The organism is Microbispora rosea (assembly GCF_900156315.1).
In the GTDB taxonomy this organism is placed as follows: Bacteria; Actinomycetota; Actinomycetes; order Streptosporangiales; family Streptosporangiaceae; genus Microbispora; species Microbispora rosea.
In genome coordinates this window covers 208,052-233,019 of the sequence record NZ_FTNI01000011.1, presented here as the reverse complement: position 1 = coordinate 233,019, position 24,968 = coordinate 208,052, and the positions used below count along the sequence as shown (strand labels likewise).

General features: G+C 72.2%; 27 protein-coding genes. 12 read left to right on the top strand and 15 right to left on the bottom strand.

The features are described 5' to 3' along the window. On the top strand, nucleotides 1-487 hold a 487-nt coding region (locus tag BXA11_RS18125; RefSeq protein ID WP_076436019.1), incomplete at its 5' end, for a hypothetical protein. 119 nt (nucleotides 488-606) lie between these two features. Further along, a complete protein-coding gene (locus tag BXA11_RS18120) occupies nucleotides 607-2,322 on the top strand; it encodes a sensor histidine kinase (RefSeq protein ID WP_076435947.1) in 1,716 nt (571 codons plus the stop codon). Between the two features lie 60 nt (nucleotides 2,323-2,382). Here BXA11_RS18120 and BXA11_RS18115 read toward each other — a convergent pair whose 3' ends face one another. Both BXA11_RS18115 and BXA11_RS18110 read right to left on the bottom strand, forming a co-directional pair. Then, nucleotides 2,383-3,366 carry a BtrH N-terminal domain-containing protein gene (locus BXA11_RS18115; RefSeq protein ID WP_076435944.1) on the bottom strand — a complete coding sequence of 328 codons (984 nt, stop codon included), beginning with the start codon at nucleotides 3,364-3,366 and terminating at the stop codon, nucleotides 2,383-2,385. Nucleotides 3,367-3,465: 99 nt separating this feature from the next. Beyond that, nucleotides 3,466-5,142, bottom strand: coding sequence for a 2-isopropylmalate synthase (locus BXA11_RS18110; protein ID WP_083744347.1), 1,677 nt, complete (start codon nucleotides 5,140-5,142; stop codon nucleotides 3,466-3,468). 284 nt (nucleotides 5,143-5,426) lie between these two features. Here BXA11_RS18110 and BXA11_RS18105 point away from each other — a divergent pair, with 284 nt between their 5' ends. Further along, nucleotides 5,427-6,119 (top strand): FadR/GntR family transcriptional regulator, encoded by a 693-nt coding sequence (locus BXA11_RS18105; RefSeq protein ID WP_076435942.1) that lies wholly within the window; start codon nucleotides 5,427-5,429, stop codon nucleotides 6,117-6,119. A gap of 54 nt (nucleotides 6,120-6,173) precedes the next feature. Here the strand turns inward: BXA11_RS18105 and BXA11_RS18100 are convergent, their stop codons facing one another. After that, nucleotides 6,174-6,989, bottom strand: a complete 816-nt coding sequence (locus BXA11_RS18100) for an SGNH/GDSL hydrolase family protein (RefSeq protein WP_076435939.1) — start codon at nucleotides 6,987-6,989, stop codon at nucleotides 6,174-6,176. Nucleotides 6,990-7,160: 171 nt separating this feature from the next. Here BXA11_RS18100 and BXA11_RS18095 point away from each other — a divergent pair, with 171 nt between their 5' ends. Next, on the top strand, nucleotides 7,161-8,384 hold the full coding sequence (locus BXA11_RS18095) for an isochorismate synthase (RefSeq protein WP_076435937.1): 1,224 nt from the start codon (nucleotides 7,161-7,163) through the stop codon (nucleotides 8,382-8,384). A 15-nt stretch (nucleotides 8,385-8,399) separates the two neighbouring features. Here BXA11_RS18095 and BXA11_RS18090 read toward each other — a convergent pair whose 3' ends face one another. Then, complete coding sequence (locus tag BXA11_RS18090) at nucleotides 8,400-8,951, bottom strand: hypothetical protein (RefSeq protein ID WP_143734375.1); 552 nt, start codon at nucleotides 8,949-8,951, stop codon at nucleotides 8,400-8,402. 372 nt (nucleotides 8,952-9,323) lie between these two features. Continuing rightward, complete coding sequence (locus BXA11_RS18085) at nucleotides 9,324-9,944, bottom strand: IMPACT family protein (RefSeq protein WP_030506500.1); 621 nt, start codon at nucleotides 9,942-9,944, stop codon at nucleotides 9,324-9,326. 132 nt (nucleotides 9,945-10,076) lie between these two features. Here BXA11_RS18085 and BXA11_RS18080 point away from each other — a divergent pair, with 132 nt between their 5' ends. Next, nucleotides 10,077-11,126, top strand: a complete 1,050-nt coding sequence (locus BXA11_RS18080) for a dipeptidase (RefSeq protein ID WP_076435932.1) — start codon at nucleotides 10,077-10,079, stop codon at nucleotides 11,124-11,126. Then, nucleotides 11,123-12,262: a M20 family metallopeptidase gene (locus BXA11_RS18075; RefSeq protein ID WP_239105017.1), complete on the top strand. Its 1,140-nt coding sequence runs from the start codon at nucleotides 11,123-11,125 to the stop codon at nucleotides 12,260-12,262. The genes BXA11_RS18080 and BXA11_RS18075 overlap by 4 nt, the downstream gene beginning before the upstream one ends. A gap of 113 nt (nucleotides 12,263-12,375) precedes the next feature. Here the strand turns inward: BXA11_RS18075 and BXA11_RS18070 are convergent, their stop codons facing one another. Beyond that, nucleotides 12,376-12,762: a nuclear transport factor 2 family protein gene (locus tag BXA11_RS18070; RefSeq protein WP_076435929.1), complete on the bottom strand. Its 387-nt coding sequence runs from the start codon at nucleotides 12,760-12,762 to the stop codon at nucleotides 12,376-12,378. A gap of 118 nt (nucleotides 12,763-12,880) precedes the next feature. On the opposite strand from BXA11_RS18070, the gene BXA11_RS18065 reads away from it, so the two are divergent. Further along, the gene (locus tag BXA11_RS18065) at nucleotides 12,881-13,498 is read left to right on the top strand and encodes a TetR/AcrR family transcriptional regulator (protein ID WP_076435926.1); all 618 of its coding nucleotides are present in this window, start codon (nucleotides 12,881-12,883) and stop codon (nucleotides 13,496-13,498) included. A 48-nt stretch (nucleotides 13,499-13,546) separates the two neighbouring features. On the opposite strand, the gene BXA11_RS18060 is transcribed toward BXA11_RS18065, so the two are convergent. From BXA11_RS18060 to menB, 7 genes are all read right to left on the bottom strand, one after another. Continuing rightward, the gene (locus BXA11_RS18060; RefSeq protein ID WP_076435923.1) at nucleotides 13,547-13,990 is read right to left on the bottom strand and encodes an SRPBCC family protein; all 444 of its coding nucleotides are present in this window, start codon (nucleotides 13,988-13,990) and stop codon (nucleotides 13,547-13,549) included. 21 nt (nucleotides 13,991-14,011) lie between these two features. Then, the gene (locus BXA11_RS18055; protein WP_076435920.1) at nucleotides 14,012-14,362 is read right to left on the bottom strand and encodes an ArsR/SmtB family transcription factor; all 351 of its coding nucleotides are present in this window, start codon (nucleotides 14,360-14,362) and stop codon (nucleotides 14,012-14,014) included. Next, nucleotides 14,359-14,820: an SRPBCC family protein gene (locus BXA11_RS18050; RefSeq protein WP_076435917.1), complete on the bottom strand. Its 462-nt coding sequence runs from the start codon at nucleotides 14,818-14,820 to the stop codon at nucleotides 14,359-14,361. The genes BXA11_RS18055 and BXA11_RS18050 overlap by 4 nt, the downstream gene beginning before the upstream one ends. A 191-nt stretch (nucleotides 14,821-15,011) precedes the next feature. Beyond that, the gene (locus tag BXA11_RS18045) at nucleotides 15,012-15,518 is read right to left on the bottom strand and encodes a DUF1203 domain-containing protein (protein WP_076435915.1); all 507 of its coding nucleotides are present in this window, start codon (nucleotides 15,516-15,518) and stop codon (nucleotides 15,012-15,014) included. A gap of 55 nt (nucleotides 15,519-15,573) precedes the next feature. Then, nucleotides 15,574-16,215, bottom strand: a complete 642-nt coding sequence (locus tag BXA11_RS18040) for a DedA family protein (RefSeq protein WP_076435912.1) — start codon at nucleotides 16,213-16,215, stop codon at nucleotides 15,574-15,576. 149 nt (nucleotides 16,216-16,364) lie between these two features. Further along, on the bottom strand, nucleotides 16,365-18,014 hold the full coding sequence (menD, locus tag BXA11_RS18035; RefSeq protein WP_076435910.1) for a 2-succinyl-5-enolpyruvyl-6-hydroxy-3-cyclohexene-1-carboxylic-acid synthase: 1,650 nt from the start codon (nucleotides 18,012-18,014) through the stop codon (nucleotides 16,365-16,367). A gap of 118 nt (nucleotides 18,015-18,132) precedes the next feature. After that, complete coding sequence (gene menB / locus BXA11_RS18030; protein ID WP_076435907.1) at nucleotides 18,133-18,963, bottom strand: 1,4-dihydroxy-2-naphthoyl-CoA synthase; 831 nt, start codon at nucleotides 18,961-18,963, stop codon at nucleotides 18,133-18,135. Between the two features lie 139 nt (nucleotides 18,964-19,102). On the opposite strand from menB, the gene BXA11_RS18025 reads away from it, so the two are divergent. The 3 genes from BXA11_RS18025 (at nucleotide 19,103) to BXA11_RS18015 (ending at nucleotide 22,222) form a co-directional block, all read left to right on the top strand. After that, nucleotides 19,103-20,275, top strand: coding sequence for an AMP-binding protein (locus BXA11_RS18025; RefSeq protein WP_076435905.1), 1,173 nt, complete (start codon nucleotides 19,103-19,105; stop codon nucleotides 20,273-20,275). A 40-nt stretch (nucleotides 20,276-20,315) separates the two neighbouring features. Further along, complete coding sequence (locus tag BXA11_RS18020; protein ID WP_076435902.1) at nucleotides 20,316-20,693, top strand: hypothetical protein; 378 nt, start codon at nucleotides 20,316-20,318, stop codon at nucleotides 20,691-20,693. A gap of 167 nt (nucleotides 20,694-20,860) precedes the next feature. Then, nucleotides 20,861-22,222: an RNA polymerase sigma factor gene (locus BXA11_RS18015; protein WP_076435900.1), complete on the top strand. Its 1,362-nt coding sequence runs from the start codon at nucleotides 20,861-20,863 to the stop codon at nucleotides 22,220-22,222. A 60-nt stretch (nucleotides 22,223-22,282) separates the two neighbouring features. Here the strand turns inward: BXA11_RS18015 and BXA11_RS18010 are convergent, their stop codons facing one another. Continuing rightward, nucleotides 22,283-22,735: a hypothetical protein gene (locus tag BXA11_RS18010; RefSeq protein ID WP_197042485.1), complete on the bottom strand. Its 453-nt coding sequence runs from the start codon at nucleotides 22,733-22,735 to the stop codon at nucleotides 22,283-22,285. 142 nt (nucleotides 22,736-22,877) lie between these two features. On the opposite strand from BXA11_RS18010, the gene BXA11_RS18005 reads away from it, so the two are divergent. Both BXA11_RS18005 and BXA11_RS18000 read left to right on the top strand, forming a co-directional pair. Next, nucleotides 22,878-23,453 (top strand): TetR/AcrR family transcriptional regulator C-terminal domain-containing protein, encoded by a 576-nt coding sequence (locus tag BXA11_RS18005; RefSeq protein WP_076435898.1) that lies wholly within the window; start codon nucleotides 22,878-22,880, stop codon nucleotides 23,451-23,453. A 323-nt stretch (nucleotides 23,454-23,776) separates the two neighbouring features. Beyond that, the gene (locus BXA11_RS18000; RefSeq protein ID WP_030506517.1) at nucleotides 23,777-23,977 is read left to right on the top strand and encodes a DUF5999 family protein; all 201 of its coding nucleotides are present in this window, start codon (nucleotides 23,777-23,779) and stop codon (nucleotides 23,975-23,977) included. Between the two features lie 478 nt (nucleotides 23,978-24,455). Here the strand turns inward: BXA11_RS18000 and BXA11_RS17995 are convergent, their stop codons facing one another. Continuing rightward, nucleotides 24,456-24,962, bottom strand: coding sequence for a carboxymuconolactone decarboxylase family protein (locus BXA11_RS17995; RefSeq protein ID WP_143734374.1), 507 nt, complete (start codon nucleotides 24,960-24,962; stop codon nucleotides 24,456-24,458). Between the last annotated feature and the right edge of the window lie 6 nt (nucleotides 24,963-24,968).

Sequence of the window (24,968 nt, the reverse complement as noted above, 5' to 3'; positions counted from 1 at the left end):
CGCCGGCCCGGTCCGGTACGTGTGGGCCGCCGCCCGCATCGCCGTCGGCTGGGTGTTCCTGTGGGCCTTCCTGGACAAGCTGTTCGGCTGGGGTTTCGCCACCCCCGCCGCCAAGGCCTGGGTCAACGGCGGAAGCCCGACCACCGGCTTCCTCAAGGGCACCGCCGACCACACCTTCGGCGGCCTGTTCACCACCCTCGCCGGCCAGCCCTGGGTCGACTGGCTGTTCATGATCGGCCTCGCCGGCGCCGGCATCGCCCTCACCCTCGGCATCGGAATGCGCATCGCCGCCGCCGCCGGCGGACTGCTCCTGCTCATGATGTGGGCCGCCGAACTCCCGCTGACCACCAACCCCTTCATGGACGAGCACATCGTCTACGCCATCGTCCTGGCAGGCCTCGCCCTCACCGGCGCCGGCACCACCCTCGGACTCGGCACCCAGTGGGCCGCCACCCCCCTCGTCCGCCGCTTCCCGATCCTCAAGTAAACCGATCCCCAGCAGACCGACCCCCACACAGTGTCCGACCCGCACGCAACAGGCTCCGATGCCCGCCGCCGGCCCCCGGGGGTGGGCATCGGCATGTCCGCGGTGCGAAACTTCGCATCATGACGGAGAACGAGCCGCGGTCGCTGATCCCCAGCATGCGGTTGGACGATCTGCTGGCGGAGTTGCAGTCGCGCCTGGAGGCCGTGCTGGCCACCCGGGATCGGGTGCACGCGTTGCTGGAGGCGGTCGTCTCGATCGGCAGCGACCTCGATCTGGAGGTCGTGCTGCGACGCATCGTCGAGACCGCCACCACGCTGGTGGACGCGACGTACGGCGCGATGGGCGTGATCGGGGAGGAGAGCACGCTCATCCAGTTCGTTCCGGTGGGGCTGAGCGAGGAGGAGATCGCCAGGATCGAGCACTGGCCGCACGGGCTCGGCCTGCTCGGCCTGCTGATCAAGGAACCGCAGACGCTGCGACTGGCCGACATCTCCCAGCATCCCGAGTCGTACGGCTTCCCGCCCGGTCACCCGCCCATGGGCAGCTTCCTGGGCGTGCCGGTCCGGGTGCGCGACGAGGTGTTCGGCAACCTTTACCTCACCGAGAAGCGCGGCGGCGGGAACTTCGACGAGGACGACGAGGCGATCGTGGTCGCCCTGGCCACCGCCGCCGGCGTCGCCGTCGAGAACGCCCGCCTGTATGAGGAGAGCCGCCGCCGGGAGACCTGGCTGCAGGCGTCTTCGGACATCACCACCCGGTTGTTGTCGGGCGCCGAGCCGCGGGAGGTCCTCACGCTGATCGCCCGGCGCGCCCGCGAGATGGCCGACGCCGACGCCGTGGCGATCCTGCTGCCCGACCGGAGCCGCGACGTGCTGCGCGTCGCGCTGCAGGAGGTCGAGCCGGTCGAGGACGGGCCGGGTGCCTGGCTCGCCGGCAACAACGTCGAGGTCGAGGGCTCGCTCGCCGGCCGGGCGTTCCTGAGCGGCGAGCCACTGGCGTTGGACGATCCCGACCAGAGTCAGGTGCACCTGATCTGGACCGGCGACCTGGACCCGGGGCCGGTGGCGGCCGTGCCGCTGGGCGCGGCCGGGGCCGCACGCGGGGTGCTGGCCCTGGTCAAACGCTCGGGACGGATGCCGTTCAGCCAGTCGGAGCTGCGCACCCTGCACGCCTTCGCCGGGCAGGCGGCCGTCGCGCTGGAGCTGGCCGAGACCCGCAGGGACGCCGAGCGGCTCGGCCTGCTGGAAGACCGCGACCGCATCGCCAAGGACCTGCACGACGTGGTCATCCAGCGGCTGTTCGCGGTGGCCATGACCCTGATGAGCGCGGTGCGCCTGGTCGAGCGGCCGGAGGCCTCCTCCCGGTTGCAGACCGCGATCGACGAGCTGGACACCACCATCCGGCAGATCCGCTCGACCATCTTCGCCCTGCAGACCCCCCGCGAGGACGCCCCGCCCAGCCTGCGCGCCCAGGTCGTCGACCTGGTCGAGGGCGCCCGGGGGCACCTGGGCTTCATGCCCGGCCTGAGTCTGGAGGGCCGGCTCGACAACGACGTGCCCGCCGAGGTCGCAGAACACCTTCTCGCCGTCCTGCGCGAGGCCCTGTCGAACGTCGTCCGCCACGCCAAGGCCACCCGCGCCGACGTCGCCGTCCTTGCCGGGGGCGGGCGGCTGACCCTCGTGGTGGAGGACAACGGCGTCGGCATCCCGGCCGAGGGCCGGCGCAGCGGCCTGCGCAACCTCGCCGACCGGGCCGAACGGCTCGGCGGCACCTTCACCCTCGCCTCTCCGGACGCCGGCGGCGCCCGCCTCGAATGGAGCGTCCCACTGGGCTGATCACCTCAGGTCGTGTGAGCACGCCGCGGGCGTCCTCTGTCGGCGGCACGGCGAGCGCCCCTACAACCGGCGCAGCATCCGCATGGCCTCCTTCTCCACCCGTGAGAGATCGTGGAGGATGGCGCCGGCCTGGTCGAGGCAGCCCGCGTCGCCGCTCTCTCCCGCCTTCGCGATCAGGGTGGACACCTGCGTCCAGAGGACGGCGGCCTCGGCGTACAGCCGGTGACCTGCGCGGAGGTTGTGGTCGTCGATCAGATGGGTGCACTCGGCGAGGAAGTCGCGGTAGAGGGCGCGGAAAAGGGCGCCGCCGGTGCCGCCCTTCTCCATCAGGAGGGCGGCCTGCGGCAGATCCCGCCGCGGGTCGCCGGCGCGCCGGAGCCAGCCGGGCACCTTCCTACCGGCCTTCTCGATGCCGCGATAGCCCAGATTCGCGATGGGAGGGGCGAGGAACGCGTCGGCGCAGGCTCTGATGGCGGGGACGATCCGGTCCTGCCAGGTGAGCGGGTGAGCCGGCGCGGTGATGGTGAACGATCGGTTCCTCGCGGTCATCGGGCCGCGTTCTGCACGTGCCATGGCGAAGCCGGCCCGGCTGGTGCGCACCGCTCCTCCCTGCTGGCCGGTGTCCACGAGGTAGACGTCGTGCTCGTCGTAGCCGTACATCGCGACGACATGACCGCCGAAGTGCACCGTGGAGCGGAAATAGTCCAGGTGGTAGCAGTCGAGCTGGACGCCGACCGGCCGACCGGCGTCGACGGGGGCGGCCACGTTCCGCCACGCCTTGCGCGGTGAGGTGGTCTCCTCGGTCGTCAACGTCAGTCCCAGCCTGGCCGCCAGGTTCACGGTGAGCTCGAACGGCCTGACGCGGCCTCCGAGCAGGGGGAACGGCATGCCCTTGCTGTCCCAGTAGACGAAGGACAGGCCCGAGCCCAGGCCGAACAGCATGGGCTCGGACACGTCGAGTCCCTCATGCCGCAACAGCACTCCCAGCGCCGTCGTCTCGCAGTGCTGCATCCCCCGGGCCTCGACGTCCTTCACGACGGCCATGCTCGCTCCCCTCATCCTGACGGCGGTGCACCGGTAGCGTCGGGCCTCCCACAGGGGGAGAGTCCACCGGGAGGCCCTCTGCCCGATCATGCGGCCCGGCTACCCCTGCGAGAGGTCGTCCCGCTGCCCGGCCAAGGCGCGGTTGACGGCGGCGAGCACCGCGCGGGCGGACGCCGTCACGGCGTCGGCGTCCTCACCGGCCCCCCAGACGGGCGTGCCGCCGACGCGGCACCGGGCGTAGGCGACGGCGCCGCCCTCCGCCGGATGCCCACCCTGCCAGAGCAGCCGCACCGCGATTCCCGACGCCTCCAGCGCGGCGGCGAGGGCCGCCACCGGCTCGGCGCCGGTCCCCCCGCTCTCGCGCCCGTCCCGCCGTACCCGGCAGTGGAATCCGTCGCCGCCGGCGGTCAGCGACGACAGCGTGACCGGCCCGTCCTCCAGCACGTACGCGGCGCGGAACAACCGGAGCAGGTCCTTCGGCGTGGCCTCCTGCCCGCTGCGGTCCGTCGCGTCCTGGACGACGCGGGAGAACTCGGCGCGCAGCGCTTTCGGCAGGTCGAGCCCGTGATGGACCTGGAGGAGGTGGGCGATGCCGCCCTTGCCCGACTGGCTGTTGACCCGGATGACCGCCTCGTACGTGCGTCCGACGTCGGCCGGGTCGATCGGCAGGTAGGGCACCGACCAGGGCGCCTCCCCCACCGGCAGGCCCCGCTCGGCCGCGGCGCGTTCGTGGTGGGCGAGGCCCTTGCTGATCGCGTCCTGGTGGGTCCCGGAGAAGGCCGTGTAGACCAGGTCGCCCCCGTACGGATGCCGCACGTGGACGGGCAGGCGGTTGCACTCCTCGACGGTCCGCCGGATGACGTCGATGTCGGAGAGGTCCACCATGGGGTCGACGCCCTGCGCGTACAGGTTGAGCGCGAGGGTGACGAGGTCGACGTTCCCGGTGCGCTCGCCGTTGCCGAACAGGCAGCCCTCGACGCGCTGGGCCCCGGCCAGTACGGCGAGCTCCGCGCAGGCCACCCCGGTGCCCCTGTCGTTGTGCGGGTGGACCGAGAGGATGACCGCGTCACGCCGTTCGAGGTGCCGGTGCATGTACTCGATCTGGTCGGCGTACAGGTTCGGCGTGGCGATCTCGACGGTGGCCGGCAGGTTGTGGATCACCGGCCGGTCCGGCGAGGCGTCCCACAACCGGGTGAGCCCGTTGCAGACCTCCAGGACGAAGTCGGGCTCGGTGCAGTTGAAGACCTCCGGGGAGAACTCGAACCGCACCGCCGTGCCCGGCACGGCGTCGGCGAGCAGCGCGATGTGCCCGGCGGCGTCCCGGATCAGCGCGTGCAGGCCGGCCCGGTCCTGCCCCAGGACGACGTCGCGCCAGACCGGCGCGGTCGCGGTGTACAGGTGCACCACCGCCCGGGGCATGCCCTGGATGGAGGCGAAGGTCTGCTCGATGAGGTCGCGGCGGGCCGCCGTGAACACCACAGGGGTCACGTCGTCCGGCACCGCGCCGCTCACGGCCAGGTGACGGACGAAGTCGAAGTCGGTCCGGCTCGACGACGGATAGCCGACCTCGATCTCCTTGAACCCCATCGCGACGAGGAGGTCGAACATGCGGCGCTTGCGCGGGGTGTCCATCGGCTCGGCCAGCGCCTGGTTGCCGTCACGCAGGTCGACGGGCACCCACAGCGGGGCACGCTCGATCCGGTGCCCCGGCCAGGTGCGGCGGATCTCGGGAATCTCGACCCGTTCGTGCGCGGGCCGATAGCGGTGGTGGGGCATCGCGCTGCCCCGCTGGGGATTCCAGGCGGGAGCGTCGGCGGGCACCGGGCCGGCCGGGGTGCGAAGCGTGGGGAAAGCAGTGGAGACGGCGGTCACGACGGTGATCCTTCGGTCGGAGGGCGACCGGCGGCACGGCACCCCGCGGCGGGGCGCCGGTCATCGGATCAAACCCCGCCGCGGCGGCCGAGAAGCAGGCCGGGAAAACGGCCGGAGAACCAGCGCGACGACATGGCGGTAGACTAACCACACGACAACTCCTCAGACAACCTGAGAGGTGAAACGCGATGGCGCTCGGCGCGCTCCACCGCAGCCCCCTCGTCGACCAGGCCGCCGAGAGCCTGCGCGAGCAGATCGCGGAGGGCCTCTGGCCGGTCGGCACCCGGCTGCCCGGCGAGACGACCCTGGCCAAGACCCTGGGCGTGGGCCGTTCCACCGTCCGCGAGGCCCTGCGCGCGCTGGCCGGCGCCGGGCTGGTCCAGGCGCGGCAGGGGGCCGGCGTCTTCGTCATCGCCACCAGTCCCGCGGAGGACTGGACCTCCCGCCTGCGCCGTGCCGCCGTGGCCGACGTCTACGAGGTGCGCATGCTGGTCGAGGTGCAGGCCGCCCGGCTGGCGGCGCGGCGCCGTACGCCGGACGACGTGACGGCGCTGCACGCGGCGCTGGAGGCCCGGCGGGCCGCCGCACGGGACGGTGACGCCGCCTTCGTCGACGCCGACATCGCCCTGCACGCGGCTGTCGTCGCCGCCGCGCACAACCCGGTGCTGACCGACCTGTTCGCCGAGTTCGTCCCCCGGCTACGCGAGGGGCTGGTCGCCCTGGTCGACCTGCTCGATCTGCGGGCGGGCGACCCGAACCCGGGAGACCACACCCATGCGGCGTTCGTCGACGCCGTCGAGCGCGGCGACGCCGACGGCGCGGGCCGCGTGCTGCAGGAGGAACTGGAGCAGACCCTCGGCCGACTCCGCCGCGCCGGCTGACGATCGGGCCCCGCGGCTGCAGGGCAGAGTGCGGGGTCAGGGCATGCTGCGGGATCAGGGCTCGACGTCGGCGAAGAACTTGGCGTCAAAGGTGATCTTGGCGAGCGCCTTCTGCCCGTCCGCGTTGGGGTGGAAGTAGTCCCACGCGCTCACCTGCTTCAGCGTGAAGGGATAGGAGAAGACCGCACCCCCGTCGTAGCGGCAGGCCGGGCCGTAGCTCTCGCACGCCTGCCTGAGCTGCTCGTTGTAGTCCATCACCCGCTCGCGCACCCGGTCGCGCCTGGCCTCGTCCTTCTTCGCCGTGGACTTCGGGTTGGCCAGCATCGACTGGCAGATGTGACCGATCCCCCAGAAGACGCGTGCCCACCCGTTGTCCTTGCCGACCTGCCACAGGCGTTTGACGTCCGGAATGCTCGCGACGTAGACCCGCGCGCCGGCGGGCCGCAGCACGTCGAAGGCGGCGTCGACGTTGCGCCGGAAGGCGCCCACCGGGGTCATCTCCTTCTCCGTGCCCACACAGGCGTCCTGCGCGCCGATCAGCACGGTGACGTAGCCTGCCCCGGCCTCGACGGCCTTGCGCGCCTGTCCGGCCAGGTCGGCGCTGGTCGCCCCCGGGACGGCGAAGTTCAGGTTGTGCCCCTTGATCGCGCTCCCCATGGCGAGCAGGCGCAGGTAGTGGCTGTTCACCGATGACGAGTCTCCCGCGGACCATGAGCGGGACGTGCAGGCGACGTACCAGCCGCAGGCGTTGAACCCCGCGCTGATCGAGTCGCCCAGCGCCGCCATCACGGCGGGCGTCGTACGGGCATGAGCGGCGGTCGGCACGAGCAGGACGGCCGTGGCCAGGACCGGCGTGATCTTCTTGATCATGGGCACCTCCGGGAGATCAAAGGTAGGGATCGCGTGGAGGTGCGCTCTATCGCCACCAGGGAAGTCGAGCCTTCCATGACCAAGTTCCTATCGCGGCTTGACAGAGGGAACCCGGGACCGCATGGGGGGCCTCTTGTCGAACACGTTCAGATCCTGCGTAGAGTGAGTCGGGTGACTGTCGCTCTTATCCGGCCCCTCGTGGTTCGCACGGTCGCGGTGAGCGACCCTGACGATCTGCTGGCGCGTCTGCCCGACGCCGCGCCGTACGCCTGGATCAGACACGGCGAGGGGCTCGTGGGCTGGGGGGAGGCGGCACGCGCGTCGGTGCCGCCGGGCGCCGGCCGGTTCGACTGGGCCCGCGGCTGGCTCTCCTCGCTGTTCGCCGGGGCGCTCATCGAGGACGAGGTCGGCGTGCCGGGCTCGGGACCGGTCGCCTTCGGCTCCTTCACCTTCGACGGCGACGCCCAGGGGACCGTGCTGGTCGTCCCCCGCGTGGTGCTCGCCCGCCGGGACGGCCGCGCCTGGCTCACCACGATCGGCGACAGCGCCTTCGACCTGGCCACCCCGCCGAGGGAGCCCGGCCGCATCCGCTACGCCGACGGCTCGCTGTCGGCGCTGGAGTGGGAGCACCGGGTCGCGCGAGCCGTACGCCGGATCAAGGACGGCAGGCTGGACAAGGTCGTGCTCGCCCGCGACCTGATGGCCGTAGCGGAGCGGGACATCGACCCCCGGGTGCTGCTGGGACGGCTGGCCGAGCGCTACCCCGAGTGCTACACGTTCTCGGTGGACGGGCTGGTCGGCGCGACGCCGGAACTCCTGGTGCGGCACACCGGCCAGGCGGTGGAGTCGCTGGTGCTCGCGGGCACGACGGCGCGGGGCGGCGGCCCGGCCGAGGACGCCGCCCGCGCCGCCGCGCTGTACGCCTCGAAGAAGGACCGTCACGAGCATGCCTGCGCGGTCGCCTCGGTCCGGGAGGCGCTCGGCCCCCTCTGCTCGGCGCTGGACGTCCCCGACGAGCCCGAGCTCCTGGTGCTGCCCAACGTGCAGCATCTGGCCAGCCGGGTCACCGGGCGGCTGTCCGACGGCGCGTCGGTGCTCGACGTGGTGGCGGCCATGCATCCCACGGCCGCCGTCGGCGGGACGCCCACCGGGGCCGCGCTCGGCGTCATCCGCGAGCTGGAGGGCATGGACCGCGCGGGCTACGCCGGGCCGGTCGGCTGGATCGACTCGCGTGGCGACGGCGAGTGGGGCATCGCGCTGCGCTGCGCGTACGTCTCGGGCAGACGCGCCCGGCTGTTCGCCGGCTGCGGCATCATGGCCGGGTCGGACCCCGCCGCCGAGCTCGCCGAGGCGCAGGCCAAGCTCCGCGCGATGCGATACGCCCTGGAGGGGTGAGCCCCGAGGGCGCGCTCACAGGCCACTCGGCCGGGGCCAGGTGTAGTTACAGGAGGAGAAGCCCAGGTCGTTGGCGCGCTTTATCGCCGAGTCATCATATTTCGCGTACATATCGAGATAGGCGGAGGCCGTCTTCCACTCAAAGCGGCCGATGCCGTCGGCCATTTTCGACCAGGCCCAGTTCGCCTTCTCGTAGTCGTCCCAGATCTTCCGCATCGAGAACCGCATACCGTCCGGGAGGTCTTCCATCGCGGCACGCCACCGGCGGAGCAGCAAGGTGCGCAGTTCGAGGATCTTCTCGGCCCACGGATGGAACGTGGCCGCGTCGTTTCCAGCCAGCCGGTTCATCTCGTCGATCCGTTTGAGCACCTTCGCACAGGCCCGATCACCGTCCATCACGGCGTCGTCCGCGGCCTCCCGCTCTGTCACCTCGGGATCCGGCGTGGACGCGGCGGCACTGGGAGAGGGAGAGGGAGTAGATCCCCAACCAGGGATATCTTTCACTGAAGAAATGCCCAAAAAAGTGGCGATCCCCATTAACGAGGCGATTAATCCGACAAAAGCCACGAAAGACGCACCTCGCCTTTTACGCCCCATAGATCATTCCCTTTGGACGTGCGGAGTCCTCGATGGAACGCGGTTCGCGGGTCATCGCCAACCAGCACTTCTGTTATATCCGGTTCATTGAGCCTTTTTCATCGCGAGTAGCGGTCGTCTTCGACGGCGTGCAGGACGAGGATGGCCTGAAGGATCGCGGTGGCGTGGGTGGGGGCGGCAGCGGAGATTCGACACCGGCTTCCACGCTTTCAGGGTCGCGACGGCGCTTTCGCCGAGGACTCGGATGTGGGCGCGAGCGCGGTTCACGTCCTCTTGACGGCGGGACCGCCGCGGGCGGGGTGCCGGCGGCGTTGAACGGGGTGCGGATGGTGCCGCCCGCGGTCAGCGGGCGAGGTGGACGGTGCCGCCGCGCTCGGTCTCGGCCCGCCCGGCGGTGAGCGCCGCGATCCACTCCTCGAAGACGGGGAGCCGGTCCTCGGCCACCGCCACCTCGAAGGCGACCCGCGAACCGTAGTCCACACCCCGCAGCGCGTACGGCGAGGCGCGCAGGTCGCTTTCCAGCCTCCCGGCCTGCGCGTGGCCGACCGACACGGTCACGACGGCCGCGGGGACCATCTCGACCGCCTCCGCCCGGTCGAGCGTCTCCCCCACCGCGCCGCCGTACGCCCGCGCGAGGCCGCCCGCGCCCAGCAGCACCCCGCCGAAGTAACGGGTGACGACGGCGACCACGTCGGCGAAGCCGCGCCGGGTGAGCATCTCCAGCATCGGCGTGCCGGCCGTGCCGCCGGGCTCCCCGTCGTCGTCCGCCCTGCGCACGCGCTCGCCGACGACGTACGCCGTGCAGTTGTGGGTCGCGTCGGCGTAGAGCCGCCTGCGCTCGGCGACGAACTCCCGCGCGGCCTCCTCCGTGGCGGCGGGGGCGAGCGCGCAGATGAAACGCGAACGGCGGATCTCGATCTCGTGCTCGACGATGTCCCTGATCGTCCGGTACGGCGCTGCCACAAGGTCAGCTTATTCAGCGCGCCGCCTTTACAAAGTAAGGTGAGGCCTTTGTGGGGCTGGACGAACATCGCGGCGCCTTTTGGTGCGACCCGACGAATTGCCCCGCTCCCTCCCTGCCGTACCGTCGGCGGGGTGTCAGTCGAACTCCCCTCCAGCCTCCACCACCGCGCGGTCGTCGCGGACACGCACAACGACCTGCTGATGGCCGTCGCCGAACGCCCGCCGGCCCGGTGGGCGCAGTTCTTCAGGGAACGGTGGCTGCCCCAGTTGCGGGACGGCGGGGTGGACCTCCAGGTGCTGCCCGTCTTCGTGGACGACCGCTACCGCCCGGAGGGCGCGCTGCGCCAGACCCTGCGCATGATCGAGTGCGCGCACGTGCTGGCCGAGGGCAACGCGGACGCCGTACGGCTGTGCCTGGACGGCGCACAGGTCGACCGTGCCCTCGACGACGGCGTGATCGCCCTGGTCCTGGCGCTGGAGAGCATGCCCGGCCTCGACTCCTCCGTCGAACTGCTGCCCACCCTGCACCGGCTCGGCGTACGGGTGGCCTCGATCGCCCACTGGGGGCGCACGCCCCTGGCGGACGGCAGCGGCGAGGACGCCACGGGCGGACGGCTGACCCACGCCGGGGTGGCGGCCGTCCGCGAGATGGAGCGGCTCGGCATGATCTTCGACATCTCCCACCTGGGCGCACGCGGCGTCGAGCACGTGCTGGAGCTCGCCGGCCGGCCGGTGATGGCGACGCATTCGTCCGCCCGCGCCCTGCGCGACCACCACCGCAACCTCACCGACGACCAGATCCGCGGCGTCGCCGCCACCGGCGGGGTCGTCTGCGTCAACTTCTTCCCCGTCTTCCTCGCCGAGGACCCCGCCGGCCACACCGTGGAGCGGCTGGTGGACCACATCGAGCATGTCGCGGAGGTCGCCGGGATCGACCACGTGGGGCTGGGGCCCGACTTCGTCCGCGAGGTGCTGCACGACACCACTCCCCCGTGCTGTGAGGACTTCGGCTTCGACGGCATCGACCCCTACGCCGCCCTGCCCGGGCTGGACGGGCCGCGCGGGCTGCCCCTGGTCACCGCGGCCCTGCTGCGGCGCGGCCTGGCGGAAGACGACATCCTGAAGATCCTCGGCGGCAACGTGCGGCGGCTGTTCCAGGCTGAGCTGGGCAGGCCCCGGTGACGACGGTCGTGAACCTCTCAGCCATGCTGGCCGACCTGGAGGAGCTCGTCTGCTGCGAGTCGTTCTCCGCCGACCACGAGGCGGTGGCCCGCAGCGCCGCCGTCGTCGCCGGCCAGGGGCGCCGCCTGCTCGGCATGCCTCCCGAGACCATCGTGATCGACGGGGTGACGCACCTGCGGTGGAGCTTCGGCGAGCCGCGCGTGCTGCTGCTCGGCCACCACGACACGGTATGGCCGATCGGCTCCCTGCGTACGCGGCCGTGGTCGGTCAGCGACGGGATCGCGCGGGGGCCTGGGGTGTTCGACATGAAGGCCGGGCTGGTGCAACTGTTCCACGCGCTGGCCACGCTGCCCTCCCCCGACGGCGTGTGCGTGCTGGTCACCGGGGACGAGGAGGTCGGTTCGCCGTCCTCCCGCGCCCTGGTCGAGGAGTCGGCACGCGGCTGCGCCGCCGCCTTCGTGCTGGAGGCGAGCGCCGAGGGCGGCGCGCTGAAGACCGCGCGCAAGGGCATCTCGGCGTACGAGGTGGTGGTGCACGGCCGGGCCGCCCACGCGGGCCTCGATCCCGGCAAGGGAGCCAACGCCGGAGTGGAACTCGCCCACCAGATCCTCGCCGTCGCCGCGATGGCGACCCCGGCCGCGAGTCCGGACGGGACTTCGGACGGCCCGGACGGGACCCTGGACGAAACGACGGTCACGCCCACGCTGCTGTCCGGCGGCACCACCATGAACACCGTGCCCGCGCTGGCCCGCCTGGCCGTGGACGTGCGCGTGCCTACCGTCGCGGCCCAGCTCCGGGTGGACACGCTGATGCGGGCGCTGTCACCCCGGACGCCCGGCACGCGCGTGGAGGTTCTCGGCGGCCCGAACCGCCCGCCGCTCGAACCGGCCTCGTCGGCCGGTCTGTTCGCGCTCGCCCAGCGGGTCGCCGCCGGCCTCGGGCTCGCTCCCCCGGCGGGCGCGGCCGTCGGCGGCGCGTCGGACGGCAACCTCACCGCAGGGGCCGGCTGCCCGACCCTGGACGGGCTCGGCGCGGTCGGCGGCGGCGCGCACGCCGACGACGAGCACGTGGTCGTGGCCGAGATGCCGGGCCGTGCGGCGCTGCTGGCGGGCCTGGTGGAGGCGGCGCGCGGCTGAGCGGCCCCGACGGGCTGTACCCGCGGGAGAACGGGCATCTGACCGTGCCCACCGGCCCGGGCATCGGGGTCGAGCCGATCCCGTCGCTGCTGGACGAGGTCGCCGCCGACGGCTCATCCGGCGACCACGTCCTCGGGACCGGCCGCGGGCGGGAATCCCGAGCCGGCCCCCCACATCTCCGCGAACCGGCCGTCGTCGATGCGGAAGATCTCGAACAGCATGGGCCCTTCGTCGCCGTCCGCAGCCGTGATCCCCTCGACGGTCGAGCGGACGGCGGCCTTGTCGCCGTCGACCAAGATGTCCTGAGCGACGACGCGGATGCCGGGATACCGGGCGACGAGCGCGCGCCAGGCCCGCTTGCCCGCCTCGAACCCGGGGACGCCGAGCGGATGGCTGAAGAAGCCGGGGGTGTGCAGGTCGGCGGCCTGGTCGAAGCGCCGGCTGTTGAAGCACTCCTGCATCCGGAGCACCAGGGCGGTCGCGTCCTCGCGTGTGGTCATCGGCGTGGTCTCCTCGTGGCCGGCGGATCGGTCATGGGCGACGCGAGGCCTAACCGGTGCGCCGCCCCGGTTCTGCCCATACTATGCGGTGCGGCGCCCCGGTTATGCTGATCCGCGTATGTCCAGCCAGCCATCTCGACCAGGCCCGGCGAACCCGGCGGCAGGTCCCGGAAGCGACCGTGAGCTGCGGGCCGACGCGCGCCGCAATCGCGAACGCGTCCTGCGGACCGCGCAGCGGCTGTTCGCGACGGAGGGGCTCGGCGTCTCGCTCGACGAGATCGCCCGCCGCGCGGGCGTCGGTCCGGGCACCGTCCACCGGCACTTCCCGACGAAGGAGGCGCTCTATCTCGCCGTCGCGATCGACCAGATCAGGAAACTGGTGGCGGAAGGGGAGGCACTCGCCACAACCGGCGATCCCACCGCCCTGTTCACGCTGCTGTCCGCGATGATGGCGAGCGGCGCGGAGAACGTGGCGGTGAAGAGCGCGCTGGTGGCGGCCGAGTTCGACCTGCGTACCGCCGCCCCCGATGTCGCGGCGGACCTCACGCGCCGTGTCGCGGACCTGCTCGATCGCGCGCAGGCAGCCGGCGCCGTACGCCCCGACCTCACCGTCGGCGAGGTGATGGCCCTGGTCGCCGGCGCCTTCGCCGCGATCCGCCACGCGGGCGCGGAAACCAGCCGGGAGCGCTCCGCGCACATCGCCCGGCTCATCCTCGACGGGCTGCGACCCCGCTGAGCGGCGCGCCGGCCCGGTTCCGGCCGCCCGCTCAGCGCCACCGATCTCTCAGTGCCAGTCGCTGATCTGGACGTCCCGGGGCGCCGGCGCGCCCTCGCCGGTCTCCACCAGGGACTTCAGGCTCATCAGGAACGTGGCCCACTTGGTGCTGCAGTGGTGCATGAACTCCACGGGCTCCTTCCAGCCCCGGTGCCTGAACAGCACGATCGTGTAGTCGCCGTCCTGCCGGAGGTCCCAGTCGATCGTCGTTCCGACCCATTCCTCGGGGCCGTCGACCACCCGCCACGCCACCCGCTCGGACGGACGCAGCTCGACGACCTCCATGTCGAAGCCGCCGGGCGGGAACCGGAACTCGAGCACGCCGCCGACGTCGCCGCTCCCCTTCGTGTCGTCGGTCCACCAGCCGGCGAGGCCTTCGACGGTCGTCAGCGCGTCGTACACCTTCTCCGGCGCCGGGGTCTTGACCCCGATCCTGTGCAGAATGTCCGCCACCTTCGGTTCTCCTCGGTCTCGTCAGTCCTGTTGGGTGCGCTGGATCGCCTCGGCGATCCGCTTGATCCGCCGCAGCCGGGCGTCCCACGCCGCCCCGACGGACGACAGCTGGGCCACCGCGCGGGCGAGCTGGGCGTCGTCCACCCGATACCGCTTCTCCCGGCCCGCCGGCGTCCCCCGGACCAGGCCGGCCCGGTCGAGGACGCCGAGGTGCTTGGCCACCGCCTGACGGGTGACCGGAAGCCGCTGGGCCAGCGATGTCGCGGTGCCGTCGCCCTCGATGAGCAGCAGGTCGAGCATCCGCCGCCGGGTCGGGTCTCCGATCGCGGACCAGAGGCCGTCGTCGACGTCCTCGGCCGCCGTGACGCTCACGGCCGCACCCGCAGCGTCGCGACGTACGGCGCCAGCCGCGGCAGGTAGAAGTCCCAGCCGGTGGCGTGCTCCCGGTACTGCTGTTCGAGGACGGCGGCCTCCCAGCCCATCTCGCGGAAGCCGGACTCGGTCATCTTGAGCAGCGTCCCGGCACCCGAGGGGGTCAGGTCGAAGGTGACCAGCAGCGAATTGCCCTCCGCCGCGACCTCGCCCGCCGGGTGCGTCCAGCGGAACGAGAACGTACGTGGGGGCCGCACGTCGACGACGGTGAACGACACCACCGCCCCGCCGGCGTCGGGGTCGCCGAAGACGATGTCCCCCGCCGCCCCGGGGGCCGGCTCGTACCTGGCGTCGTCCGGCCACCACTCCTTGAGGTGGCCGGGGCTGCTCACGACCTCGAAGACGATCTCCGGTGACGCCTCGATGTAGATCTCACGCTCGATGGTGCCGAACTCCACGTCAGCCTCCTGCAACTTTCGGTTGCACATGAGGCTATCGCCAGGCCGCCATTCACGCAACCGTCGGTTGCACATTGGGCGGCGCGTACGCTCCGGGAGCCGCGCGCCGGGGTCGGTCAGGTCCAGCCCGCCGATCTCGGTCAGCCGCTTGAGGCGATAGCGGCCGGCGCATCACCGGAAGCGGGATTGTCCTACACGCTGCGCCGCACCTCGAACAGGAAGCAGCCGAACTCCACGGCCCGCACGTGGACCACCGCGGTCTCCGGGTCCTCCAGCAGGACGTCCAGCAGGGTCGACGCCGCGACGGGGTCTTCCGACCGGTGCGCCTCCACGAGGTGCCCGTCCAGGATGGAGCCGTCGGCGCGGTAGGTGCGGAAGACCCGCCGCGGGCCGCCCATCGCCGCCGGATAGCCGGGCCCTGCTTCCGGCTGGGGCCCTTCACACGGCTCCTCGTGGACGAACACCGGACCGACCTCCTCGTACGCCCCGGGGTCGGCGCCGGTCTCCAGCGCCCAGCGGCGCAGCGGCGCGTAGGCCGCGAGCAGGACCGCCTCCCCGGGCCGGGAGCGGCGCAGGCAGCAGCGCAGCGGGCTGCCGCCCTCCTCCTCGACGATCCGGCGCGGCCTCCGCCCGGCGTCGTCGGTCTTCCTGAGCTGGTCACACACGTCGGGCGCGATGGCCCTGATGTCGAACGCCATGTCCTTATCGTGGCCCTGCGCCCGCCCCGAAGACCGGCGGAAAACGGACGGCGCGTTACGAGGCGCTGACGGTCTCCGGCACGGTCTCCTCCTCGCTCGCGGCCTTGGCGGCCTTGCGCTTGAGCCACAGGGTGGTGCCGATGCCGACCAGGACGGCGACCACCAGCCCCACCCAGGAGAAGCCCTTGAGCCACTTGTCGGCCACCACACCCAGGTAGTAGACCCCGGCCGTGGTCCCGCCTGCCCACGCGACGCCGCCGAGGACGTTGGCGACGAGGAAGCGCCAGTACGGCATGTGCAGGGCCCCGGCCAGCGGCCCGGCGAGGATCCGCAGCAGGGCGATAAAGCGGCCGAAGAACACCGCCCACATCCCGTGGCGGTTGAACATGTGCTCCGCCCTGGCGATGTGCGCGGGGCCGAAGTGCTTGGGGAAGCGCCGTCCCAGCCGGTCGAACAGCGCCCGTCCGCCCTTGCGGCCGATCAGGTAGCCGATGGAGTCCCCCACGATCGCGCCGCCGCTCGCGCAGAGCCCGACGACCAAAGGGTCCACGACCCCTCTGGACGACAGCAGCGCGGCGCTCACCAGCACGATCTCACCCGGGAGCGGGATGCCCAGACTCTCCAGCCCGATGACGGCGCCCACGAGCACGTAGACCCAGACGGACGGGATGGTCTGCAGCCACTCGTCGACGTGCATCTCACTCCCTCTATGCGATGACAGCACCCATTCTGCCGTCGCCCCACGGGTGCGGCATCCGTCGGAAGGACCATGGCGGGTAACCCGGCAGAAGGACGGGCGTCCGCCGTCTCCGGCCCGGAGAGGACCGCGAGAGGACCGGGAGAGGATCAGTCGCGCATCGCGGCGCGGACGGCGTCGCGCATCGCGGCGTGGACGGCCGCGTTGCTCACCCGGTCGGTGCGCGCCTCCACGATGCGCAGGCCGTCCCCCTTGATCGCCCTGGACAGCTCCTCCGGGTCCTCGACCAGCGTGTACGGCAGGCCGCTCGCGGCGGCGACGTAACCGAAATCCACCCCGTGGGGGGTGCCGAACACCCGCTCGAACGGGTCCTCCAGCGCGGCCTGCGGCAGCAGCGAGAAGATGCCGCCGCCGTCGTTGTTCACCACCACGAGGCACAGGTCGGGCCGGGGCTCGCGCGGGCCGAGGATCAGGCCGTTCTGGTCGTGCAGCAGCGTGAGGTCGCCGATCAGCGCGTACGCCGGGCCGTTGTGGGCGAGCGCCGCCCCCACGGCGGAGGAGACCAGGCCGTCGATGCCCGACGCGCCCCGGTTGGCCATCAGCCGCAGCCCCCGCCGGGGGCGCATGGCCTGGTCGAGGTCGCGGATCGGCATGGACGACCCGCAGAACAGCAGCGAGCCGTTGGGCAGCACCTCGACGAGGTCCCTGGCCAGCCGCGGCTCGGTCAGCCCGGAGGAGTCGAGCACGGCGTCGATCGCGTCGCGGGCCACGTGGTCGGCGTGCCGCCAGGCCCGCAGCCAGGCGTCGCCTCCCGCCGCGATCGGGATCTCCACGGCCTGGGCCACCTGCGTCGCCGAGCGGGTCGGGTCGGGCCACCGGGTCAGGTCGGGGGAGACCACGATGTGCTCCTCGGCCCGGCGCAGCCACGACAGCAGCGGGCGCGACAGGCCTGGGCGGCCGAGGGTGACCACGACGTCGGGCCGGTGGGCGTCGGCCCACTCCTGGTCGCCCAGCAGGAAGTGGTAGGTCGAGACGGCGTGGTCGCCGTACCTGCCGCCGCCGTTGGGCTCCGACAGCACCGGCCAGCCCGCCATTCCCGCGGCGGCGACGTATCGCCGCACGTTGGCGGCGCCGTCGCCGACGACCAGCACCCCGCGCCGGGTCGGCGGGATGTGCAGGGCGGCGGAGGGCGGCGCGACCCGCGCCCGGAACCACGCGCCGGAGGCGTCGCCGTCCAGCGGCTCGCACCAGCTCGCGTCGCCGTCGGGGATCAGCGGCTCGCGGAAGGCCACGTTGAGGTGGACGGGCCCGGGGTCCGGCGGCCCGGCGGCGCGCTGGCAGGCCCGGCACACCAGCGACCGCCAGTAGGCGACCTGGCCCGGCCGATCCTCAGGCACCCCGACCTCGGCGAACCAGCGCACGGCCGAGCCGTACAGCTTGACCTGGTCGATCGTTTGATTGGCGCCGGTGCCGCGCAGCTCGGGCGGCCGGTCGGCGGTCAGCAGGAGCAGCGGCACGCCGGACTCGGACGCCTCGATCACGGCGGGGTGGAAGTTGGCCGCTGCCGTGCCCGAGGTACAGATCAGGGCCACCGGCCGCTCGGACCGCTTGGCCAGGCCGAGCGCGAGGTACGAGGCCGACCGCTCGTCGACGCGCACGTGCAGCCGCACCCGCGACTCCGCGTGCGCGGCGAGCGCCAGCGGCGCCGACCGGGAACCCGGGGCGAGCACCACATCGGTGACCCCGCAACGCACCAGTTCGTCGATCAGGACGGTCGAGAGGGCGGTCGCCGGGTTCACCGCCGCGCCTCCGAAACGCCCCGGCCGGCCCGGTTTATATCCACCCGCCCGTCTCCTCCCGTTCCCGCAGCCGCAAGCGTACGGCAAAAAGGAGAAGCCGCCGTCATCACGCGGCCTTCTACGGACGGCGGGGGAACTTCGAGAAGTCCGGCTTGCGCTTCTCCTTGAACGCGTCGCGGCCCTCCTGGGCCTCCTCGCTCATGTAGTAGATCAACGTCGCGTCGCCGGCGAACTGCTGCATCCCGGCCGCGCCGTCGGTCACCGCGTTGAGCGCGCCCTTCAGCATGCGCAGCGCGAGGGGCGACTTCTCCAGCAGCTCGCGGGCCCACTGGACGGTCTCCTCCTCCAGGCGCTCCAGCGGCACCACCGCGTTGACCAGGCCCCACTGGAGCGCGGTCTCCGCGTCGTACTGGCGGCACAGGTACCAGATCTCGCGGGCCCGCTTGAGGCCCACCGTCTCGGCGAGCAGCCAGGAGCCGTACCCGCCGTCGAACGAACCCACCTTGGGGCCGGTCTGGCCGAACCTGGCGTTGTCGGCGGCGATCGTCAGGTCGCAGCAGACGTGCAGCACGTGGCCGCCGCCGATGGCGTAGCCCGCCACCATGGCGATGACCGGCTTGGGGCAGCGGCGGATCTGCACCTGCAGGTCCAGGACGTTGAGCCGGCCGATGCCGTGGGTCTTGTCGTCCACGTAGCCGTCGTCGCCGCGGATCTTCTGATCGCCGCCGGAGCAGAACGCCTTGTCCCCGGCGCCGGTGAAGATGATCACACCGACCTCGGTGTCCTCCTGGGCGCGGTTGAAGGCCTCGCGGAGCTCGAACAAGGTCGTGGGCCGGAAGGCGTTGTGCCGCTCGGGGCGGTTGATGGTGATCTTCGCCATCCCCTCCGCGGTCTCGTAGATGATGTCCTCGTACTCGCCCGACCGCTTCCAGTCGACCCCGCTCGTCACACCCGCTCCTTCGCCGTCACCAACCAGGCGCTCCCGCACCAACGAGGCGCCGTCACCGACCACGCGCCGTCATGAACCAGGCGCCGTCACCGACCAGGCGGTCGCCTCCGGCCACCGCGCCGGGACTAACCTTACGACCGTGCTCAGCCCTCACGGACACCGCCCGGGACAGCGACCCGTGCACGCCGTCGTCCTGCCTCCGGGTCCCGCCCTGTCCGAGGCCGTACGGCAGGCCCTGACGGGCGACGGGCCCGCCGTGCTGCCGCTGTCGCCCGACCTCCCGAGGCCCGCGCTGGAGGCGACGCTCGCCGCGCTGCGCCCCACCCATGTCGTCACCCCCGACGGCGTGCGGCGCGAGCCGGACGGCGAGCCGTCCGACGCCGCGCTGATCATCGCGACCTCCGGCTCCACCGGCACGCCGAAGGGGGTGGAGCTGACGGCCGAGGCGCTGCTCGCCTCGGCCCGCGCCTCGCTGGCCAGGCTCGGCGCCCGCGAGGGCGACCGCTGGCTGTGCTGCCTGCCGCCGTCGCACATCTCGGGCGCGCAGGTGCTCATCCGGTCGCTGCTGTGCGGCACCGAGCCGATCGTCCACGCGCGCTTCTCCCCCGCCGACGTCGCCGCGAGCGGGGCCGACCACGTCTCGCTGGTCCCCACCCAGCTGCGGCGGATGCTGGACGCGGGCGCCGACGTCGCGGCCTTCGCCACGATCCTGCTCGGCGGGGCCGCCGCTCCCGCTGGCCTGCTGGCCGAGGCCCGCGCGGCGGGGGCGAGGATCGTCACCACGTACGGCTCCAGCGAGACGAGCGGCGGGTGCGTGTACGACGGCGTCCCGCTCGACGGCGTCGAGGTCAAGATCGGCGGCGACGGCCGGGTGCGGATCGCGGGGCCGGTGCTGTTCTCGGGCTACCGGCTGCGCGAGGAGCGGCCGTTCGAGGGCGGCTGGTTCGTCACCTCCGACCTGGGCTCGATGGAGGACGGACGGCTCACCGTGCTGGGCCGGGCCGACGACGTGATCAACACCGGCGGCCGCAAGGTCGTGGCCGGCGCGGTCGCCGAGGTCCTGGCCGGGCACCCCGCCGTACGCGACGTCGTGGTGGTGGGCAGGCCCGACCCCGAGTGGGGCGAGATCGTGGTCGCCGTCGTGGTTCCCCGCGACGCCGACGAGGTCACCCTCGGCGGGCTGAGGGACTTCGCCAAGAAGCGGCTGCCCGCCTACGCCGCGCCGCGCGCCGTCGAGCTGGTGCCCCAGATCCCGCTCCTGCCGAACGGCAAACCCGATAGGGTCGAACTCAAGAACCGGAACCGCGGATGACCTTCGTGCGTCTGTAAGAGCAGGGGGAAGGGGACGCCGCATGCAACCGATCCGCCTCACGCCGGCCCAGAAGATGATGGCCTCCGCCGTGCTGGTCGGCGTCGTCATCGTGGGCGGAGCGTCGGTCACGGCCGCCGCCTTCGCCGGCCGCCTGGACGACGTCGCGAAGGTGGGCGACGCCCCCGCCGCCAAGCTCGGCCCGGCGAGTCACGGGAGATCGGTCGAGGTCTCCCCCGACGCCCCCCGCCAGGGCGACGTCACCAGAGCTCGGTCCACTCCCGAGGTCGACCCCGACGTGGTGCTGAAGGAGCTCACGGACGACCCGGACGGGGTCGCCGACTACTGGACGCAGGAGCGCATCCAGGGCGCGAACCCCATGCCGATGCCCCAGGTCAGCGTCAGCATCGTCCCGGACTGACCGGCCTGCCCGGGACGAATTCGACAGCATCCCCCGCGGGGCGAGGGAACAAACCAGGCGTGAGAGCGTTATTGATACTGGTGCGCTGAGCCGCCGGACGCCGCGCCCCGATCGCAAGCATCAGAACCTCGAACCATCCACGAACTCCGCAAGGAGGAGGTGTCCTCATGCCCCGGACCGCCGTGGCGGCCTCGCCCGAGCGCGAGGCGACCCCGACGACGCTCGACCTGCTCCTGGAGCGAGGCCGTGCACAGGGTCGCCTTTCCCTGTCGGAGCTGCGCCAGGCCTTCGCGAAGGCCGGTGTCAGCCCCGTCGAGGGCCGCTCGATCCTCCGCGAGCTCACCGAGGCGGGCGTGAACCTGGCCGCGGACAACGGCGCGGAGAACGAGCCGGGCGACAAGACCGAGGCGGCCCCCGCCAAGGCGCCGGCCAGGAAGTCCCGCCGGGCCGCCCAGGCCGCGGCGCAGGCCAAGAGCGCGCCGGCAGCCAGGAGCTCCGCGAAGAAGACGGCCAAGGCCGCCGACGAGGAGCCGTACGACGAGGAGCTCCAGTCCGACGAGGCCGAGGTGGAGGACAGCGGGACGCTCGACCTCGACGACACCTCCTCGGTGATGGGCGACTCGGTCCACACCTACCTGAAGTCCATCGGCCGCCGCACCCTGCTCACCGCCGCCCAGGAGGTGGAGCTGGCCAAGCGCATCGAGGCCGGTCTGTACGCCGAGTACAAGCTGGAGACCGTGCTCGAGAGCGGCGAGCACCTGCCCCCGCACGTGCGCGAGGACCTTGAGTGGGTCATCGAGGACGGCAGGCGGGCCAAGGACCACATGCTGGAGGCCAACCTCCGTCTGGTCGTCTCGGTGGCCAAGAAGTACACCGACCGCGGCATGGCCCTGCTCGACGTGGTGCAGGAGGGCAACCTCGGCCTGATCCGCGCCGTCGAGAAGTTCGACTACACCAAGGGCTACAAGTTCTCGACGTACGCCATGTGGTGGATCCGGCAGGCGATCCAGCGCGGCTTCGCCGACTCCGCCCGGACGATCCGGCTGCCCGTCCACGTGCTGGAGATGCTGTCGAAGCTGTCGCGCGTCGAGCGTGACATGCACCAGCGGCTCGGCCGGGAGCCCACGCCGGAGGAGCTGGCCGTCGAGCTGGACAAGACCCCGGACCAGATCGAGGAGCTGCTGCGCACCAGCCGGCAGCCGATCAGCCTCGACTCGACCATCGGCGAGGACGGCGAGACCCGGATCGGCGACCTCATCGAGGACGTCGACTCCCCCGAGGCGTCCGAGGTCGTGGACCGGCAGCTGCTGGCCGAGCAGCTCAAGGGCGTGCTGAGCAACCTGTCGCCGCGCGAGGCCAAGATCATGAGCCTGCGCTTCGGGCTGGCCGACGGCAAGCCACACACGCTGGACGAGATCGGCAAGTACCTGGGCCTGACCCGGGAGCGGATCCGCCAGCTGGAGAAGGAGTCGCTGTCCAAGCTGCGCCACCCGAGCAACACCCGCCCGCTGCTCGACTGGGCGAGCTGATCCCCGTTATTCGTACGGCCCGCATCCCCTCGGGGGTGCGGGCCGCACTGCTGCCTGGGGTCAGCGGCCGGCGGCGGCCAGCCCCTTGCGCACGTCGCGCGGCGTCAGGCGGGCGGGGTCGCCCGTCTTGGAGGCGCGGGGCACCCGCGGGATGCCGCTGAGGCGGTGCGCCTCGCGCAGCGTGCGCAGGCGGTTCACCTCGTCGGTCCACAGCGCGCCGTCGGGAGTGGCCTTCGCCTTGCGCCGGGCGATCCTGCTGTCGTAGGACTTCACGCCGAAGGTGGCGCGCTGGCCCGCCTCCGCGGCGCGCAGCGCCTCGGTCAGGGCGGCGTCGAAGCCCAGGGCCGCCTCACGGAGCTCGGGGAGCGGCGCGCCGGCCGCCTTCGCCTCCTGGAACCGCCGCTGCGCCACCCGGACCTTCTCCAGCACCTGGTCGAAGTCCTTCCGGATCTCCAGATCCGCGTGGTAGCGGACCTCCGCCTCCCGGCTCACCCGCGGACGGAAAAACGCCATCGTCAGCCCCTTCGGTATCGGACTCGCGCAATCGGATGTGCGCAATCGAACTCGCGTCGCAATCGGTAGCGTACGCGCTCCGCGCGGAGGCCCGCACCGCAGGGTGCGCTGCCCTTTACGAAGTAAGGGTCCATATGGCAGCATGATCGCCGTGCCTGCCAAGCGACCACCCGTCCCCCTGTCCCGCGAGCGGATCATCGACGCCGCCCTGCACATCGCCGACGGGCAGGGCCTGCGCCGGCTGACCATGCGCCGGCTCGGCGACGCCCTCCAGGTGGAGGCCATGGCGATCTACCACCACCTGCCGCGAGGCAAGGAGGCGCTGATGGACGCCCTCGCCGAGCACGTGACGACCGTGGAGGTCGATCCGGACGCCGCCACCACCTGGCAGGACAGGGCGCGCGCCTGGGCCCGCGCGAGCCGTGCCGCGCTGCTGGAGCACCCGGGCGTGCTGTCGCTGGCGCTGACCAAGCCGCCGAAGGGGTCGGCCCTCATCGCGATCACCGAGCAGACCGAGCAGTTGCGCGAGACGGGGGCGGGCGACCCGGCCGGGGCGGTCCGCGCGCTGCGGGCCTACGTGTTCGGGAGCGTGGCGGTGGAGGTCCAGCAGTCGGGATGGGCCGATCCGGACGCCGAGGTGCGCGACGCGCGCACCGCCGAGGGCGAGCGCGATTTCGAGCACGGCCTCGACGCGCTGATCACCGGCCTCGGCGGCTGAGACCTGGGGATTTCCGGACCGTCCGCATCACTCGCATCCGACGACCGGAATCTGTGATCTGTCGGTTACCCGGCCGTCGGCGTGTCGAGGCCGGACCGTTGCCTCCATTGGGGCATTCTTGTGTACTAGGTCACATCAGTGCGCGCGAGCCTGCTCGGGGGGTGGCCGGGTCCCCTGCCCGACCGGCGGAAATGCTCCGAACGGGCTATGTCGTACGGATGCGGCCGAGCCGCAAACTGGTGTAGTCCAGTGTGGTGTGCGTCATACCCCACGGACGCCAGGAAGACAAAAACGAGCGAACGATAAGACACGGAGCCCCGGCGATGTGCCCTCATGAACCGGCCTGTCCCAACGCGGACGCGAAGGACCGAGAAGCCGCCCGCACGATAGCCTGTCACCCCGAGCAAGGCTGGAGCCTGCTCTGCAACGGCGTCGTGCTGTTCGAGGACACCGGCGAGCTGCTGCCCGACGGCGGCGTCATCGCCCCGCACCGCCCCACCGACATGGCCATCAGCGCGGCCTAGGTCCCGTTCCGCGGGGACGCTGACGCGATCAGCGTTCCACCCTCACCGTGATCGGCGTGGGAGATCGGGGCGACGGGGCCGACGCGGAGTGGGAGCGCCTCAAGTGTTCGCTCCCACCCGTGAGAACACGCGGCGGCCGGTGGAGTGGTGTCCGCGTGGTCGCCGAGAGCCGTAGCCGAGTGGTCACCACGTGGTCATAAAGGGGGGCGCCGTACCGGCCCGGCCGATGGGCCACGGCGCAACTGCCGGAACACCCCGAACCCCGCCCGCGGCGGAGAAGCGGCATCGCGAGCCGCCGCCCGGCGAAGGAACCCAGGCGGCATCTGATCACGCGAGTGCACGCCGCCCACGATGCGGAAAACGAATCGGCCGGCAGGGGTGCCGGTCGACTCGCCTCCGGCTCGGGCCCGCCCACATGCGGCCGGGCCGCGGAAGACCCCAGGGCCTACGACGCCGAAACCGCCCCCAGCGCCGGACGTCACGTGCGGTAGTTCTTCCCCGGGACCTTCCCCGGGATCGGCTTGCCGATGAGGGCGACGGGGATGAAGAAGCAGATCTGGCTCATCGCCATCGTGAGGGTCCACAGCGCCTTGTCGTCATAGTGGGCGGACGCCCTGGCGAACAACTCGTCAGGGACGCGCTCCCCGCACGGGTTGGGGGTGAGGACGGCCTCCACGAGCTCCAGCGCGACCCGTTCCGCGTCGGTGAAGTAGGGGGCGTCCTGCCATGACGCCACCGCGGTGATGCGCTCCTCCGGCTCCCCCGCCTTGCGGAGGAGGCCGGTCTGCCGGACGGTGTGGTAGGTGCTGCCGACGATCTGCCCGGCGCGTAGCTGGACCAGGCCGACGGTGGTCTGCGGAATCGCACCGTTCCTGGTCGCCTTCGACATGGCTCCGGCGATCGTTCCCAGCTCGGGGAAGAACTGGGCGGGGTCGGGCAGACGCGACCGGAGGTCGTCCTGCTCGGTCGTCGAGGACATGGACATGGCGGG

What these genes read in the sequence shown, in the direction of transcription:
- BXA11_RS18120 (WP_076435947.1), top strand. Translation starts at nt 607, where the DNA reads ATGACGGAGAACGAGCCGCGGTCGCTGATCCCCAGCATGCGGTTGGAC.
- BXA11_RS18115 (WP_076435944.1), bottom strand. Translation starts at nt 3,366, where the DNA reads ATGGCCGTCGTGAAGGACGTCGAGGCCCGGGGGATGCAGCACTGCGAG.
- BXA11_RS18110 (WP_083744347.1), bottom strand. Translation starts at nt 5,142, where the DNA reads ATGCCCCACCACCGCTATCGGCCCGCGCACGAACGGGTCGAGATTCCC.
- BXA11_RS18105 (WP_076435942.1), top strand. Translation starts at nt 5,427, where the DNA reads ATGGCGCTCGGCGCGCTCCACCGCAGCCCCCTCGTCGACCAGGCCGCC.
- BXA11_RS18100 (WP_076435939.1), bottom strand. Translation starts at nt 6,989, where the DNA reads ATGATCAAGAAGATCACGCCGGTCCTGGCCACGGCCGTCCTGCTCGTG.
- BXA11_RS18070 (WP_076435929.1), bottom strand. Translation starts at nt 12,762, where the DNA reads ATGACCACACGCGAGGACGCGACCGCCCTGGTGCTCCGGATGCAGGAG.
- BXA11_RS18065 (WP_076435926.1), top strand. Translation starts at nt 12,881, where the DNA reads ATGTCCAGCCAGCCATCTCGACCAGGCCCGGCGAACCCGGCGGCAGGT.
- BXA11_RS18045 (WP_076435915.1), bottom strand. Translation starts at nt 15,518, where the DNA reads ATGGCGTTCGACATCAGGGCCATCGCGCCCGACGTGTGTGACCAGCTC.
- BXA11_RS18040 (WP_076435912.1), bottom strand. Translation starts at nt 16,215, where the DNA reads ATGCACGTCGACGAGTGGCTGCAGACCATCCCGTCCGTCTGGGTCTAC.
- BXA11_RS18020 (WP_076435902.1), top strand. Translation starts at nt 20,316, where the DNA reads ATGCAACCGATCCGCCTCACGCCGGCCCAGAAGATGATGGCCTCCGCC.
- BXA11_RS18015 (WP_076435900.1), top strand. Translation starts at nt 20,861, where the DNA reads ATGCCCCGGACCGCCGTGGCGGCCTCGCCCGAGCGCGAGGCGACCCCG.
- BXA11_RS18010 (WP_197042485.1), bottom strand. Translation starts at nt 22,735, where the DNA reads ATGGCGTTTTTCCGTCCGCGGGTGAGCCGGGAGGCGGAGGTCCGCTAC.
- BXA11_RS18005 (WP_076435898.1), top strand. Translation starts at nt 22,878, where the DNA reads ATGATCGCCGTGCCTGCCAAGCGACCACCCGTCCCCCTGTCCCGCGAG.
- BXA11_RS18000 (WP_030506517.1), top strand. Translation starts at nt 23,777, where the DNA reads ATGTGCCCTCATGAACCGGCCTGTCCCAACGCGGACGCGAAGGACCGA.
- BXA11_RS17995 (WP_143734374.1), bottom strand. Translation starts at nt 24,962, where the DNA reads ATGTCCATGTCCTCGACGACCGAGCAGGACGACCTCCGGTCGCGTCTG.